The following is a 17032-nucleotide window of genomic DNA, read 5'->3' as shown; positions in this document are numbered from 1 at the left end:
GGCTCAAGACTACTTTGTCCCGGCGCGGGCCCCGGCCGCGAGGGTCGGGGCCCGTGCCGGGACGAAGGGCTCAGCCGACCTCGGGGTCACCCTTCGTGTAGGAGAGCCGTTCGACGCCGCCCATCTTGAATTCGTCCTGGACCTTCTTGCCGTTCACGAACAGCTCGATCGCCCCGGCGTTGCCGAGGATCAGGTCGACGCGCTCGTCGTCCTGGAAGGTCTTGGTCTCGCCCTTGAGCAGCAGCCCGTCGAAGAGCAGCTTGCCGTTGTGAGATTTGGCGGAGATCCAGCTCTTGTCGCTGGTGGCGGACAGTTTCACCGTGACCTTGTCCTTCGGCAGGGCCGCGATGGCACTGTCCGAGGGTTCGGGCTTGGGATCGGCGGGCTTGGTCGTCGGGGCGTCGGTGGGAGTGGGCTTCGTGCCGGAGGCGGGGCCTTCGGCGACGTTGCCGCCGCCGCTCTCAGCGTCACTGAAGAGCGTGAAGCCGGAGAAGCCGACCACGGCGACGATTGCCGCGACCATGGCGGCGGTCCAGTTGGGGCGGCGCCGCTCGGGACGGATGCGCTCGGCTTCGAACAGCGGGGCGGCAGGGGTCGGGGCCGGGCGGCCGCCGTGCTCGTCGTCGAACTGCTCGATGAGCGGTTCGGGGTCGAGTCCGACGGCGCGGGCGACCATACGGATGTGCCCGCGGGCGTACACGTCACCGCCGCAACGGGAGAAGTCGTCCTCCTCGATCGCGTGCACGATAGGGATGCGCACCCGGGTGGAGGTACTGACCTCGTCAACGGTGAGGCCTGCGCCGACACGCGCCTGCTGGAGCACGCGACCGATCGAAGGCCGCTCGTCTTCGACTGAAGGCCGGTCTTCTTCGGGGGAGTTGCCGATGGACACGGGGGCGCCTTTCGAGCGTGTAACCACCTGCTGGAGGTTCAGTCTATGGGTGGTACGAAAGGGTGGGGCAACCGGGCGGTGAAGCTTTGTACGCCATCGGAATGGCCGGACGGTCCCGGGGTCGGGACATCTGTACATCCCTCCCTCCAACTTGACGTACGACCAAGGCAAACGGTTGCCCGTCAAACCCTTACGAGTCAGTCTCTCCCCGGATCACGGCGAGCACTCCATCCAGTTCGTCGGGTTTCACAAGAACGTCACGGGCCTTCGACCCCTCGCTGGGGCCGACGATGTTCCGCGACTCCATGAGGTCCATCAGCCGTCCCGCCTTCGCGAAACCCACGCGCAGCTTGCGCTGCAGCATCGACGTCGAGCCGAACTGCGTGGAAACGACCAGCTCGGCGGCCTGGCAGAGCAGATCGAGGTCGTCTCCGATGTCCTCGTCGATCTCCTTCTTCTGCTTCGTGCCGACGACCACGTCGTCCCGGAAGACGGGGGCCATCTGGTCCTTGCAGTGGCGGACGACCGCGGCGACCTCTTCCTCCGTCACGAAGGCGCCCTGCATGCGGGTGGGCTTGTTGGCGCCCATGGGCAGGAAGAGGCCGTCGCCCTTGCCGATGAGCTTCTCCGCGCCCGGCTGGTCGAGGATGACCCGGCTGTCGGCGAGGGAGGAGGTGGCGAAGGCGAGCCGGGAGGGCACGTTCGCCTTGATCAGTCCGGTGACGACATCGACCGAGGGCCGCTGGGTGGCCAATACCAGATGGATGCCCGCGGCGCGCGCCAGCTGCGTGATGCGGACGATCGCATCCTCGACGTCTCGCGGCGCGACCATCATGAGGTCGGCCAGCTCGTCCACGATGACCAGCAGATACGGATAAGGCTGGAGCTCGCGCTCGCTGCCCTCCGGCGGCTTGACCTTGCCGTTGCGTACGGCCTGGTTGAAGTCGTCGATGTGGCGGAAGCCGTAGGCGGCGAGGTCGTCGTAGCGCAGGTCCATCTCGCGCACGACCCACTGCAGAGCCTCCGCGGCCCGCTTGGGGTTGGTGATGATGGGCGTGATCAGGTGCGGAATGCCCTCGTAGGCGGTGAGCTCGACCCGCTTGGGGTCGACCAGCACCATCCGTACGTCCTCCGGCGTCGCTCTTATCATCACGGAAGTGATCAGGCAATTGATGCAGGAGGACTTGCCGGAGCCGGTGGCGCCCGCGACCAGGACGTGCGGCATCTTCGCCAGGTTGGCCATCACATAGCCGCCCTCGACGTCCTTGCCGAGCGCGACGAGCATCGGGTGGTCGTCCTCAGCGGCGTCCGCGAGGCGCAGCACGTCGCCGAGGTTGACCATCTCGCGGTCGGTGTTCGGGATCTCGATGCCCACGGCGGACTTGCCGGGGATCGGCGAGATGATCCGCACGTCCGGGCTGGCGACGGCGTAGGCGATGTTCTTGGTGAGGGCCGTGATGCGCTCGACCTTTACGGCGGGGCCGAGTTCCACCTCGTACCGCGTGACCGTCGGACCGCGGGTGAAGCCCGTGACGGCGGCGTCGACCTTGAACTCCATGAACACGTTGGTCAGCGAGGCCACGACCGCGTCGTTGGCGGCGCTGCGGGTCTTGCCGGGGCCGCCTCGCTCGAGCAGGTCGAGCGACGGCAACGAGTAGGTGATGTCCCCCGACAGTTGGAGCTGCTCGGCCCGCGGCGGCAGGGGCTGGGACTCGTCGGGCGCCGGCTTCGTCAGGTCGGGTACGGCTCCCTTTGCCCCGGGGGCCTTCTGCTCGCGGCCGGGCATCTCCGGTTCCCGTGCGGTGGGGACGGGGGAAGCGGCACGCTGCCGCTCCGCGGTGACGTCCCGGGTGAGATCGGCGACGAGCGGCGAGGGCGGCATACCGTTCAGTACGGCTCCGTCGAGCGCGGCGGCCGCCGCCGCGGCGACGTCGACCGCGTCCATCTCCCTGCCCAGGGCCGGCTGGGCCGACGGCCTGCGCGGCCGGCGGCGCCGGGAGAGGGCCTCCTCCTCCGCCGCGGCCGGGCCGGCTTCCGCGACTGTGCGGCCGCGGCCGGCCGAACGGCCCGGCCGGGCCGGCCGGGCCGGCAGAGCCTCGCGCCACTGCTCGTCGTACCGCTCGTCGTCCGTCTCGGCGTCGGGGCCGGGCAGCGGCTCGATGATGCCGAGCTTGGAGCCGAGCAGCCGCAGCCGCTGAGGGATGGCGTTGACAGGCGTGGCGGTGACCACGAGCAGGCCGAAGACGGTGAGCAGTACGAGCAGCGGCACCGCGAGCACCTCGCCCATGGCGAAGATCAGCGGTTTGGACACGGCCCAGCCGATCAGGCCGCCCGCGTCCTGGATCGCCTCTGTACCTTCGCCCCGGCCGGGCGAGCCGCACGCCATGTGCACCTGACCGAGCACGCCGAGGACCAGAGCGGAAAGGCCGATGACGATACGGCCGTTGGCCTCCGGCCGCTCCGGGAAGAGGATCAGCCGCACGGCGATCGCGCCCAGCAGTATCGGCGCGAGCAGATCGAGCCTTCCGAAGGCTCCGGTGATGAGCATTTCCACGAGATCGCCGACGGGGCCGCGCAGATTCGACCAGGTGCCCGCCGCCACGATCAGCGCCAGGCCGAGCAGCAGCAGAGCCAGCCCGTCCTTGCGGTGCGCCGGGTCGAGACCCTTGGCTCCACGCCCTATGCCGCGGAACATCGCTCCGACGGCGTGCGCGATCCCGAGCCAGACGGCACGCACCAGCCGGTACACACCCCCGGTGGGAGAGGGTGCGGGCTTCGGCGCGACCACCTTCTTCGCCGCCGCCTTTTTCGGAGGCACGGCCTTCTTGGCGGCGCTCTTCTTTGCGGGCGCTGCCTTCTTCGCGGCGCCGGTCGTACGGCCGGCGCGCGGCTTCGCGGTGCCCGCCGTGCCCTGGGAACCCTTGCCGGACGTACGTGAGGCCATGGTGGTGAGGTTACCGGTGTCGACCGCAACGGACACGTGTGCCCACTGCTTCACCCGTTCGTGTCGTTGCTGATGGTGCGAAGAACTGACGTGACATCAAGCGCCGGTCGGACACCGGCAGGTGCCCGACGCCCGGCGCCTGATGCCGCTAGTTCTGCGAGGGAAGGGTCGGCGAACCGCCGCCCGTACCGGGTTCCAGGGCGTCAAGAGCCCTGCGCAGTCCGGTGAGTTTGCGCTCGAGGTGGGCTGCCGTCGCCACGGCCGCCGCGTCCGCCGAGTCGTCGTCGAGCTGCTTGGAGAGGGCCTCTGCCTGCTCCTCGACGGCGGCGAGCCGCGCGGACAGTTCGGCGAGGAGACCCGCGGATTCCCGGCCGGCTCCCGTTTCCGTCTGGTTGCCGCCCTCGAGCTGGAGGCGCAGCAGCGCCGCCTGCTCGCGCAGTTGGCAGTTCTTCATGTAGAGCTCGACGAAGACGGAGACCTTAGCGCGCAGCACCCACGGGTCGAAGGGCTTGGAGATGTAGTCCACGGCGCCCGCGGCATAGCCACGGAAGGTGTGATGGGGGCCGTGGTTGATCGCGGTCAGGAAGATGATCGGAATGTCCCGCGTCCGCTCCCGGCGCTTGATGTGCGCGGCGGTCTCGAATCCGTCCATTCCGGGCATCTGGACATCCAGCAGAATGACCGCGAAGTCGTCCGTCAGCAGCGCCTTGAGCGCTTCCTCCCCTGACGATGCCCGCACCAGCGTCTGATCGAGCGCTGAGAGAATGGCCTCCAACGCGAGCAGATTCTCCGGCCTGTCATCGACCAGGAGGATCTTGGCCTTCTGCACCATGCCCCGTCCTCCTCGCCCCGGCATGGGGTCTCCCCAGCTCGATGAGCCGGGGGACGCACCGGGCGCCGCCCCAGGGGACGACTCCCTTGCGCCGCCCGTCCTTGTGCCGGTCATCGTAGCCGCACCCCGCCCGTCGCCACACCCTGTCACCGTGATGTCACTGTGCACGTACCGCAAACGTGGGGGGAGACCGGATAGTTCCCCGGATCCTCCCCTCCCACACGCCTCCGGCCAAAGTCGATCAGCGACTCGCACACAATCACACGACCTGCTGTCACTTCTCGCGCATCCACTGCTCCATCACCGACAGGAGATGGTCGGGATCCACCGGCTTGGTCACATAGTCGGATGCCCCGGACTCGATGGCCTTCTCCCGGTCGCCCTTCATGGCCTTCGCCGTGAGCGCGATGATCGGCAGGCCCGCGAACTGGGGCATCCGCCGGATCGCCGTGGTCGTCGCGTACCCGTCCATCTCCGGCATCATGATGTCCATCAGTACGACAGTCACATCGTCGTGCTGCTCCAGGACTTCGATGCCCTCCCGGCCGTTCTCCGCGTACAGCACGGACAACCCGTGCTGCTCCAGAACACTGGTGAGCGCGAAGACATTGCGGATGTCGTCGTCGACGATCAAAACCTTCTCACCGTCGAAGGTGAACACCCGCCGCTGCTCCGGACCCTCCTGCTCGCCGGCCGCCCACGGCTCCTGTCCGGGCGTCTCCCCCGGCTGCCCCGCGCCCGGCGACGGCTCCAGGGCCGCCTGGGCCTTGCGGCGCCGCCGCAGCAGAGCCGCGGGGCCGGTGGCAGCCGCCTGGGTCGGCTGCGGCCGCACCTGCGCCCCGCCGTCCTCCGCGACGCCCTCCTCGCCCGGACGGCTTCCGACACCGCCCGGTCCGAGCTGCGGGTAGCCCTGCGGCGGCAGTTCGCTCGGGTGGAGCGGCAGGTACAGGGTGAACGTCGAACCGCGCCCCGGCTCGCTCGCCGCGTGGATCTCGCCACCGAGGAGCCGCGCGATCTCCCGGCTGATCGACAGTCCGAGGCCCGTACCGCCGTACTTACGGCTGGTCGTCCCGTCGGCCTGCTTGAACGCCTCGAAGATCACCCGCATCTTGCCGGCCGCGATCCCGATGCCCGTGTCGGTCACGGAGAAGGCGATCAGGTCCCCGTCCGGGTCGCGCAGCGATCCCGCCTCCAACAGCTGCTCGCGGATCGACTGCGGCACATCCGCACCGGCCGGCCTGATCACCAGCTCGACCGCACCGCTGTCGGTGAACTTCACCGCGTTGGACAGCAGATTGCGCAGCACCTGCAGCAGCCGCTGTTCGTCGGTGTGCAGCGTCGCCGGCAGCTCCGGTGAGACGCGGACGGAGAAGTCGAGTCCCTTCTCCGCCGTCAGTGGCCGGAACGTCGCCTCGACGTAGTCCACCAGCTGCACCAGCGCGATTCGGGTCGGGCTCACGTCCATCTTGCCCGCCTCGACCTTCGACAGGTCGAGGATGTCGTTGATCAGCTGCAGCAGATCGGAACCGGCGCCGTGGATCGTCTCCGCGAATTCCACCTGCTTCGGGGAGAGATTGCCCTCCGCGTTGTCCGCGAGCAGCTTGGCCAGGATGAGCAAGGAGTTGAGCGGCGTCCGCAGCTCGTGCGACATGTTCGCCAGGAACTCCGACTTGTACCGCATGGAGACCGCGAGCTGTTCCGCCCGCTCCTCCAGCACCTGCCGGGCCTCCTCGATCTCGGTGTTCTTCACCTCGATGTCGCGGTTCTGCTGCGCCAGCAGCTCGGCCTTCTCCTCCAGTTCGGCGTTGGACTCCTGGAGCGCCTTCTGCCGGTTCTCCAGCTCGGCGGAGCGCTCACGCAGCTGCTCCGTCAGCTCCTGCGACTGCTTGAGCAGCACCTCGGTCTTGGTGTTGACGCTGATGGTGTTGACGCTCGTCGCGATCATCTCGGCGATCTGGTTCAGGAAGTCCCGCTGGATCTGCGTGAACGGCTGGAACGACGCCAGCTCGATCACTCCGAGGACCTTCCCCTCGAACAGCACCGGAAGCACGATCACATAGGCGGGCGACGCCTCACCCAGCCCCGAGGAGATCCGCAGGTAGCCCGGCGGAACGTTGACCTGGATGGTCCGCTTCTCCTCGGCAGCCGTCCCGATCAGGGTCTCCCCCGGCCGGAACGACGTCGGCATCAGCCCGGCCGAGTATCCGTAACTGCCGCGCATGCACAGCTCGTACGACTCACCGCCGCCGGTCTCCGAGCCGTTGCCGGCGGGCACGGCCAGGAAGAAGGCGCCGTGCTGCGCCGAGACGACCGGGGTGAGCTCGCTCATGATCAGCGACGCGACGTCGTCGAGGTCGCGGCGGCCCTGCATCAGACCGGAGATACGGGCCAGATTGCCCTTGAGCCAGTCCTGCTCCTCGTTCGCGAGGGTGGTGTCGCGCAGGTTGGCGATCATCGTGTTGATGTTGTCCTGGAGGACCTGGATCTCACCGGCGGCGTCCACATCGATCTTGAGGTTCAGGTCGCCGCGGGTGACCGCGGTCGCCACGGCCGCGATGGCACGCACCTGGCGGGTCAGGTTCCCGGCCATCTCGTTCACCGACTCGGTCAGGTCGCGCCAGGTGCCGTCGACGTCACGGACCCGGGCCTGACCGCCCAACTGTCCGTCGGTGCCCACCTCGCGGGCCACTCTGGTGACCTCCTCGGCGAACGAGGACAGCTGGTCGACCATGGTGTTGATGGTGGTCTTCAGCTCGAGGATCTCGCCCCGCGCATCGATGTCGATCTTGCGGGTCAGGTCGCCCTTGGCGATGGCGGTGGTGACGGTCGCGATCTGGCGCACCTGACCGGTCAGGTTGGACGCCATCGAGTTCACCGACTCGGTCAGGTCCTTCCAGGTGCCGGAGACACCGGGCACCCGCGCCTGACCGCCGAGACGGCCGTCGGTGCCCACCTCACGGGCCACCCGGGTCACCTCGTCGGCGAACGACGACAGCGTGCGCACCATCGTGTTCACGGTGTCGGCGAGCTCCGCGACCTCGCCGCGCGCCTCCACCGTGACCTTCTTCGTCAGGTCGCCGTTGGCGACCGCCGCGGAGACACGGGAGATGTTGCGCACCTGGCTGGTGAGGTTGTTGGCCATCAGGTTGACGTTGTCGCTGAGGTCCTTCCAGATGCCGGTCACACCGCGGACCCGCGCCTGACCGCCCAGCACACCCTCGGTACCCACTTCGCGGGCGACCCTGGTCACCTCGTCCGCGAAGTCGGACAGCTGGTCGACCATCGTGTTGACGGTCGTCACCAGCTCCAGGATCTCGCCCTTGGCGTCGACGGTGATCTTCTTCGACAGGTCGCCCTTGGCGACCGCCGTCGTCACCTCCGCGATGTTGCGCACCTGACTCGTCAGGTTGTTCGCCATGAAGTTGACGGACTGGGTGAGGTCCTTCCAGGTGCCGGAGACTCCCTGCACCTCCGCCTGACCGCCGAGGATGCCCTCGGTGCCCACCTCGCGGGCCACCCTGGTGACCTGCTCCGCGAAGTTCGACAGCTGGTCGACCATCGTGTTCAGAGTGTTCTTCAGCTCGAGGATCTCGCCCCGCGCGTCCACGTCGATCTTCTGCGACAGGTCACCCCGCGCCACCGCCGTGGCGACCTGCGCGATGTTGCGGACCTGTGCCGTGAGGTTCCCGGCCATGCCGTTCACCGAGTCGGTCAGGTCGCGCCACACACCCGCCACGCCCGGCACCTGCGCCTGACCGCCGAGGCGGCCGTCGGTGCCCACCTCACGGGCCACCCGGGTCACCTGCTCCGCGAAGGCGGAGAGCTGGTCGACCATGGTGTTGATGGTGTTCTTCAGCTCGAGGATCTCGCCCCGCGCGTCCACGTCGATCTTCTGCGACAGGTCACCCCGCGCCACCGCCGTCGTCACCTGCGCGATCTGACGCACCTGCGACGTCAGATTGCCGGCCATGAAGTTGACGGAGTCCGTCAGCTCCTTCCAGGTACCGCTGACGCCGTCCACCCGTGCTTGGCCGCCCAGGCGGCCCTCCGTACCCACGTCCCTGGCCATGCGCGTGACCTGGTCGGCGAAGGAGGAGAGCTGCGCGACCATCGTGTTGACGGTGTTCTTCAGCTCCAGCATCTCGCCCGCGACATCCACGGTGACCTTCTGCGACAGGTCACCGTTGGCGACCGCGGTCGTCACCTGCGCGATGTCACGCACCTGGCCGGTGAGGTTCCGGAACGCGGTGTTCACCGAATCGGTGAGGTCCTTCCACGTACCCGCCGCACCCGGCACCTCGGCCTGACCGCCGAGACGGCCCTCGACACCGACCTCGCGGGCCACCCGGGTCACCTCTGAACCGAAGGACTGCAGCTGGTCCACCATCGTGTTGACGGTGTTCTTCAGCTCCAGCATCTCGCCCGCGACATCCACGGTGACCTTCTGCGACAGGTCACCGTTGGCGACCGCGGTCGTCACCTGCGCGATGTCACGCACCTGTGTGGTCAGGTTCCGGAAGACGGTGTTCACCGAATCGGTGAGGTCCTTCCACGTACCCGCCGCACCCGGCACCTGCGCCTGACCGCCGAGCAGACCCTCCGCGCCGACCTCGCTGGCGACGCGCGTGACCTCGTCCGCGAACGTCCGTAGCGTCTCGGTCATCTGGTTGATGGTCTCGGCGAGCTGGGCCACCTCGCCCCGCGCGTTGACCGTGACCTTCTGCGACAGGTCACCGTTGGCGACGGCCGTCGTCACCTCGGCGATGCCGCGCACCTGGGAGGTGAGGTTTCCGGCCATCGTGTTCACCGAATCGGTGAGGTCCTTCCACACGCCGGCCACACCGGGGACGGTCGCCTGGCCGCCCAGCTCGCCCTCGGTGCCCACTTCCCGGGCCACCCTGGTCACCTCGGAGGAGAAGGACGACAGCTGGTCGACCATCGTGTTGACGGTGTCCTTCAGCTGAAGCATCTCGCCGGCCACGTGAACCGTGACCTTGCGGGACAGATCCCCCTTCGCGACGGCCGTCGTGACCAGAGCGATGTCCCGTACCTGCGCCGTCAGCCGGTACGCCATGGTGTTGACCGAATCCGTGAGGTCCTTCCACGAACCGGACATACCGCGTACCTGGGCCTGGCCGCCGAGCTTGCCCTCCGTGCCCACCTCGAGAGCGACCCTGGTCACCTCGTCGGTGAACGCCGACAGCTGGTCGACCAGGCTGTTGACCGTACGCGCGACCTTCAGGAACTCGCCACGCAGCGGGCGCACCGCCGCCGCCCCGTCCTGACCGTCCGCGGCGGGCGAGCGCAGCTCCATCCGCTGCTCGAGATCACCGTCGGCGACCGCGGAGAGCACGCGCCCGACCTCGGAGACGGGCCGCGCCAGGTCGTCCACCAGCTCGTTCGCCGCGTCGATCGCCGCCGCCCAGGACCCCTCGCATGCACCCGTCTCCAGACGCTCCGTGAGCTTTCCCTCACGGCCGACCATCCTGCGGACTCTCGCGATCTCACCCGTGAGGTGGAGATTCCGGTCGGCGACCTCGTTGAAGACAGCCGCGATCTCGGCCATCACACCGTCGCCGGACACCGTGAGACGGCGGCGGAAATTCCCGTCGCGCATCGTCACAAGCGCCGCCAGCAGCCTGTTCAGGGCCGCCGTATCGACTTCGGTTGTCCCATTGCCCCGGGACCGTCCGCCTTTCGCGCGCGTATCCTTTGCCCGCGCCGTCACGCCAGACTCCACCGTGTCCCTCCCGCAGGGGTTGACCGTTACTGCCTGGGCAGTCTCAGGAAGCCTGCCCAGTGTTTCACCATGCCGGAACCAGGCGATAACAGTTCGGCAGCTTCGCATAGCGTCCCCACCCCCGGAGGGCGGAAACAGCGGCAACCGGCATCCGCTCGGACAGCGAAGGTAAGTAACCTGGCATCCGGCTGTCCAACCGCCCCGTCCGCCCGGCGGGGGCGGTGTGGTGCTCGCTACCACCGGGCACCGGGAGGGGTAGGCCGATCATGGCAGAGCCGGGCGTCGAGACGCGTACGAGGAGTTCTGTGATCACCGCGCGGGCGGCTGCCAGCTTCGACCCTGTCGGGCGGTCCGTCGCGACCGCTCGTGCTTTCGTCCGCGACACCCTCCAGGGGTGGGGATATTCCGACGTGGTGGACGACGCGGTGGTGCTCACCAGCGAGCTCGTGACCAACGCCGTCATCCACGCGGGAACCTCCGCGGAGGTTCTGTGTCTGCGCTCCGAGGACGGCGTCCGCGTCGAGGTCGCCGACCGCTACCCCGAGCGCGAGGTCCCGATACAGGGCGCCGGCCGCGCCATCGCGAACCTCGACAGCGAGAACGGCCGCGGGCTGCTGCTGTGCGCGGCGCTCGCCTCGCGGTGGGGCGTCGAATACACCCCCACCCACAAGACGGTGTGGTTCCAACTGGATCTGCCGCAGCGGCCCGTGGGCACCAGGGCGGCCGGCCCGGTACTGCCCACCGCGATGCTTCCGGTGGCCGAGGAACGGGTTCGGGTCGCCGTCACCCAGATCGATCGCACCGGCACGATCTCCGCATGGAACGAGGACGCTGAGCGTCTGTTCGGTTACGCGGCGGACCAGGTCGTCGGCAAGCCGCTCACCGACCTGGCGGCCTGGCCGCAGACACCGGGCATCGGCACGGGCATCGCAGAGGCCCTTCAGATGTCCCGCTGGGAGGGCAGCTACGGAATCCGCGGCCTCGACGGCCGTGTCCTCCCGGTTTACGCCTCGCACCTGCGCGTACGGGACGCGGACGGCGAGCCGTCCACGGTGTGCCTCTTGGTGCGCGACGACGAGCGTGCCGTACTGCAGACCCCTCAGCGCGCCCCCGACAGCGGCGCGGAGCACCGCAGCACGGACCCGTTCGAGGTCTTCATCGGCTCACCCGCCCCCGACGACCTCGACGGACTGCTCCAGCGCACCGTCGAACGGGCCAGGGACATGCTCGACGGCGACGCCGCGTTCCTGCTCCTCGCCACCGACGACGAGACGGAGCTGGAGGTACGGGCCACGACGGGCCTTCCCTCCGCCCGTCAGCGCTTCGCACGCGTCCCGGTGGAAGCGGGCGCCGGGCGGTACGGATCCGCCCGCATGCCGGCGGTCCACGAGGACCTCACGGCCGTCCCCGGCGCCGTGCCGCTCCTCAACTCCACGGGCATGCGCTCGGTGGTCACGGTGCCGCTGAAGGTGGAGGGCCGGCTCACCGGCTCCCTCGGCGTGGCCGCCGAATCCGCGGGCCGCTACTCCAACGAGGAGGCGCTGCGGCTCCAGTTCGCCGCCGACCGGATCGCGCTGGCCGTCGAATCGGCCCGCCTCGGCGAACTGGAACGGCTGCGCCGCGGCTCCCTGTCCTTCCTCGTCGAGGCATCCGACCTGCTGGCCGGCACCCTCGACCGGGACCAGACGCTCGCCCTGATGGCGCAGATGACGGTTCCCACGCTCGCCACATGGTGCGCGGTCTACACGATCGCCGACCAGTCGTCCGAGCCGTACCTCAGCTATGTGCTGCACGAGGACGAGGAGCGCATCGACGGCCTCAAGGCCCTCCTGTCGAAGATCGCCCCTCCCGACCCCGTCCCGACGCCCGGCGCCCGCGTATGGAACGCACCCGCGGAGGCCGCCCAGCGCGCCGCCCTGCTCGCTTCCAAGCGTGAACTGGGCCTCGGTTCGACTCCGCCCGTCTCCTCCGGGATCGGCACAACACTGGCCACAGCGGCGGCTGTCGGGGGCGAGACCGTCGTGCTGCCACTCGTGGCCCGCAACCGAGTGATCGGCATGCTGACCCTCGGCAAGCCCTCCGACGACCACTTCCGCCAGGAGATCCTGGAACTGGCCGAGGACCTCTCCCGGCGAGCGGCCCTTGCGCTCGACAACTCGCGGCTCTATTCGGAACGCGTCGCGATCAGCCAGTCCCTGCAGCGCAGCCTGCTGCCGCCGGAGCTGCCGCTGATCGAGGGCGTGGAGGTCGAGGTCATCTACCGCGCGGCGGGTGAGGGCAACGAGGTCGGCGGCGACTTCTACGACCTGTTCCCCATCCGGGACGGCGCGTACGGCTTCGCCATCGGCGATGTCTGCGGCACGGGCCCCGAGGCCGCGGCCGTGACGGGCCTGGCCCGCCACGCGCTGCGCCTGCTGGCCAGGGAGGGTTTCGGAGGCCCCGCGGTCCTGGAGCGGCTGAATGCGGCCATTCTCGACGAGGGGGCCCGCAGCCGGTTCCTGACGCTCCTCTACGGCGAGTTGTGGCCGCAGGAGGACGGCAGCGCGATCCTCAAGGTCGTGTGCGCCGGCCACCCGCTGCCGCTGCGGCTGCGCCAGGACGGCACCGTGGAGCCGGCGGCCGAACCGCAGCCGCTGCTCGGGGTGATGGAGGACCTGGAGCTCTACGAGCAGATGGTGACGCTCGATCCGGGTGACGTCCTGCTGTGTGTGACCGACGGCGTCACCGAACGCCGCGAGGGCACGCGCATGCTGGGCGACGACGGCCTGAGCGACGTTCTGACGACGTGTACGGGACTCACCGCCGGTGCGGTGGCGGCCCGGGTGTTGAGGGCAGTGGAGCGCTTCGCGGCGGAGCCGGCGTCGGACGACATGGCCATCCTCGCGATGCGCGTCCCGGAGCCGCGTCGCCACAGCTGACGGCAGCCGGCTTCGTCAGCGAACGGCACACGAGAAAGGCCCCCGCCTTTCGGCGGGGGCCTTTCTGTTGTCCGGAGCCCCCAAACGGAATCGAACCGTTGACCTTCTCCTTACCATGGAGACGCTCTACCGACTGAGCTATAGGGGCCTGTTGCCCTGCGGCAACGAGGTAAAGCATACCCTGCACCAGGGGATGCTCATAACCACCGGCCGCAGCAATCCAGCAGCCCTTCCCGCTCCCTGGAAGCCGGCCTGTGCAGTGCCCCCCTTGAACGCAGGAAAGCCCCGCACCAGAGGTGCGGGGCTTTCCCACAATGATTGTTCGGCGGCGTCCTACTCTCCCACAGGGTCCCCCCTGCAGTACCATCGGCGCTGAAAGGCTTAGCTTCCGGGTTCGGAATGTAACCGGGCGTTTCCCTAACGCAATGACCACCGAAACACTATGAAGTTGGAACTCAAGCCGACAAGGCGAGTTCGTTACTTCAGAACTAACACAGTGGACGCGAGCAACTGAGGACAAGCCCTCGGCCTATTAGTACCGGTCAACTCCACCCCTTACAGGGCTTCCATATCCGGCCTATCAACCCAGTCGTCTACTGGGAGCCTTACCCTCTCAAGGAGGTGGGAGTCCTCATCTCGAAGCAGGCTTCCCGCTTAGATGCTTTCAGCGGTTATCCTTTCCGAACGTAGCCAACCAGCCATGCCCTTGGCAGGACAACTGGCACACCAGAGGTTCGTCCGTCCCGGTCCTCTCGTACTAGGGACAGCCCTTCTCAAGACTCCTACGCGCACAGCGGATAGGGACCGAACTGTCTCACGACGTTCTAAACCCAGCTCGCGTACCGCTTTAATGGGCGAACAGCCCAACCCTTGGGACCGACTCCAGCCCCAGGATGCGACGAGCCGACATCGAGGTGCCAAACCATCCCGTCGATATGGACTCTTGGGGAAGATCAGCCTGTTATCCCCGGGGTACCTTTTATCCGTTGAGCGACGGCGCTTCCACAAGCCACCGCCGGATCACTAGTCCCGACTTTCGTCCCTGCTCGACCCGTCGGTCTCACAGTCAAGCTCCCTTGTGCACTTACACTCAACACCTGATTGCCAACCAGGCTGAGGGAACCTTTGGGCGCCTCCGTTACCCTTTGGGAGGCAACCGCCCCAGTTAAACTACCCATCAGACACTGTCCCTGATCCGGATCACGGACCCAGGTTAGACATCCAGCACGACCAGAGTGGTATTTCAACGACGACTCCACCTGAACTGGCGTCCAAGCTTCACAGTCTCCCACCTATCCTACACAAGCCGAACCGAACACCAATATCAAACTGTAGTAAAGGTCCCGGGGTCTTTCCGTCCTGCTGCGCGAAACGAGCATCTTTACTCGTAGTGCAATTTCACCGGGCCTATGGTTGAGACAGTCGAGAAGTCGTTACGCCATTCGTGCAGGTCGGAACTTACCCGACAAGGAATTTCGCTACCTTAGGATGGTTATAGTTACCACCGCCGTTTACTGGCGCTTAAGTTCTCAGCTTCGCCACCCCGAAGAGTGACTAACCGGTCCCCTTAACGTTCCAGCACCGGGCAGGCGTCAGTCCGTATACATCGCCTTACGGCTTCGCACGGACCTGTGTTTTTAGTAAACAGTCGCTTCTCGCTGGTCTCTGCGGCCACCCCCAGCTCACCGAGTAAATCGGATCACCAGTGATGGCCCCCCTTCTCCCGAAGTTACGGGGGCATTTTGCCGAGTTCCTTAACCATAGTTCACCCGAACGCCTCGGTATTCTCTACCTGACCACCTGAGTCGGTTTAGGGTACGGGCCGCCATGAAACTCGCTAGAGGCTTTTCTCGACAGCATAGGATCATCCACTTCACCACAATCGGCTCGGCATCAGGTCTCAGACTATGTGTGAGGCGGATTTGCCTACCCCACGTCCTACACCCTTACCCCGGGACAACCACCGCCCGGGCTGGACTACCTTCCTGCGTCACCCCATCGCTTACCTACTACAAGTCTGGTTCGTCGGCTCCACCACTCCGACCTCGTCCGAAGACTCAGCCGGCGGCTTCACGGACTTAGCATCGCCTGATTCGATATTGGGCGTTTCAAAGCGGGTACCGGAATATCAACCGGTTGTCCATCGACTACGCCTGTCGGCCTCGCCTTAGGTCCCGACTTACCCTGGGCAGATCAGCTTGACCCAGGAACCCTTAGTCAATCGGCGCACACGTTTCTCACGTGTGTATCGCTACTCATGCCTGCATTCTCACTCGTGAACCGTCCACAACTCGCTTCCGCGGCTGCTTCACCCGGCACACGACGCTCCCCTACCCATCCCAGCGGGCGTTGGCCCTCATGCTGGAATGACACGACTTCGGCGGTACGCTTGAGCCCCGCTACATTGTCGGCGCGGAATCACTTGACCAGTGAGCTATTACGCACTCTTTCAAGGGTGGCTGCTTCTAAGCCAACCTCCTGGTTGTCTCTGCGACTCCACATCCTTTCCCACTTAGCGTACGCTTAGGGGCCTTAGTCGATGCTCTGGGCTGTTTCCCTCTCGACCATGGAGCTTATCCCCCACAGTCTCACTGCCGCGCTCTCACTTACCGGCATTCGGAGTTTGGCTAAGGTCAGTAACCCGGTAGGGCCCATCGCCTATCCAGTGCTCTACCTCCGGCAAGAAACACACGACGCTGCACCTAAATGCATTTCGGGGAGAACCAGCTATCACGGAGTTTGATTGGCCTTTCACCCCTAACCACAGGTCATCCCCCAGGTTTTCAACCCTGGTGGGTTCGGTCCTCCACGAAGTCTTACCTCCGCTTCAACCTGCCCATGGCTAGATCACTCCGCTTCGGGTCTAGAGCGTGCAACTCGATCGCCCTGTTCGGACTCGCTTTCGCTACGGCTTCCCCACACGGGTTAACCTCGCTACACACCGCTAACTCGCAGGCTCATTCTTCAAAAGGCACGCAGTCACGACTGCATGTGCAAGCACATACAGCGACGCTCCCACGGCTTGTAGGCACACGGTTTCAGGTACTATTTCACTCCGCTCCCGCGGTACTTTTCACCATTCCCTCACGGTACTATCCGCTATCGGTCACCAGGGAATATTTAGGCTTAGCGGGTGGTCCCGCCAGATTCACACGGGATTTCTCGGGCCCCGTGCTACTTGGGTGTCTCTCAAACGAGCCGCATGAATTTCAGCTACGGGGGTCTTACCCTCTACGCCGGACCTTTCGCATGTCCTTCGCCTATTCATACGGTTTCTGACTCGTCTCATTGCCGGCAGACAATGAAAGAGAGATCCCACAACCCCGTATGCGCAACCCCTGCCGGGTATCACACGCATACGGTTTGGCCTCATCCGGTTTCGCTCGCCACTACTCCCGGAATCACGGTTGTTTTCTCTTCCTGAGGGTACTGAGATGTTTCACTTCCCCTCGTTCCCTCCACACTGCCTATGTGTTCAGCAGCGGGTGACAGCCCATGACGACTGCCGGGTTTCCCCATTCGGAAACCCCCGGATCAAAGCCTGGTTGACGGCTCCCCGGGGACTATCGTGGCCTCCCACGTCCTTCATCGGTTCCTGGTGCCAAGGCATCCACCGTGCGCCCTTAAAAACTTGGCCACAGATGCTCGCGTCCACTGTGTAGTTCTCAAGCAACGACCAGCCACCCATCACCCCACCTGCAAGGTG

5 protein-coding genes, 1 tRNA gene and 2 rRNA genes are annotated in these 17032 nt (G+C 66.5%); 1 reads left to right on the top strand and 7 read right to left on the bottom strand.

What is annotated here, in order from left to right; translation table 11 throughout:
- Nucleotides 1-70: 70 nt before the first annotated feature.
- From MDN94_RS16760 to MDN94_RS16745, 4 genes are all read right to left on the bottom strand, one after another.
- Nucleotides 71-892, bottom strand: coding sequence for a helix-turn-helix domain-containing protein (locus tag MDN94_RS16760; RefSeq protein ID WP_482726563.1), 822 nt, complete (start codon nt 890-892; stop codon nt 71-73).
- A gap of 190 nt (nt 893-1082) precedes the next feature.
- Entirely contained in the window at nt 1083-3836 is a 2754-nt protein-coding gene (locus MDN94_RS16755) for a DNA translocase FtsK (RefSeq protein WP_482726562.1), read from the bottom strand.
- Nucleotides 3837-3984: 148 nt separating this feature from the next.
- On the bottom strand, nt 3985-4668 hold the full coding sequence (locus MDN94_RS16750) for a response regulator (RefSeq protein WP_482726561.1): 684 nt from the start codon (nt 4666-4668) through the stop codon (nt 3985-3987).
- Nucleotides 4669-4942: 274 nt separating this feature from the next.
- Nucleotides 4943-10408, bottom strand: coding sequence for a HAMP domain-containing protein (locus MDN94_RS16745; protein WP_482726560.1), 5466 nt, complete (start codon nt 10406-10408; stop codon nt 4943-4945).
- Between the two features lie 266 nt (nt 10409-10674).
- Here MDN94_RS16745 and MDN94_RS16740 point away from each other — a divergent pair, with 266 nt between their 5' ends.
- Nucleotides 10675-13326, top strand: a complete 2652-nt coding sequence (locus MDN94_RS16740; RefSeq protein ID WP_482726559.1) for a SpoIIE family protein phosphatase — start codon at nt 10675-10677, stop codon at nt 13324-13326.
- 75 nt (nt 13327-13401) lie between these two features.
- On the opposite strand, the gene MDN94_RS16735 is transcribed toward MDN94_RS16740, so the two are convergent.
- The 3 genes from MDN94_RS16735 to MDN94_RS16725 all read right to left on the bottom strand — a co-directional run bounded on the left by MDN94_RS16735 (nt 13402) and on the right by MDN94_RS16725 (nt 16963).
- A tRNA-Thr gene (locus tag MDN94_RS16735) sits at nt 13402-13474 on the bottom strand.
- Between the two features lie 172 nt (nt 13475-13646).
- Nucleotides 13647-13763 (bottom strand): 5S ribosomal RNA (gene rrf / locus MDN94_RS16730).
- A gap of 75 nt (nt 13764-13838) precedes the next feature.
- Nucleotides 13839-16963: ribosomal RNA gene (locus tag MDN94_RS16725) — 23S ribosomal RNA — on the bottom strand.
- Nucleotides 16964-17032 lie beyond the last annotated feature (69 nt).

It is taken from the genome of Streptomyces sp. WAC00040 (assembly GCF_056835925.1).
Note: the sequence above shows the minus strand (reverse complement) of the source record. Positions and strands in the feature narration are given on the sequence as shown.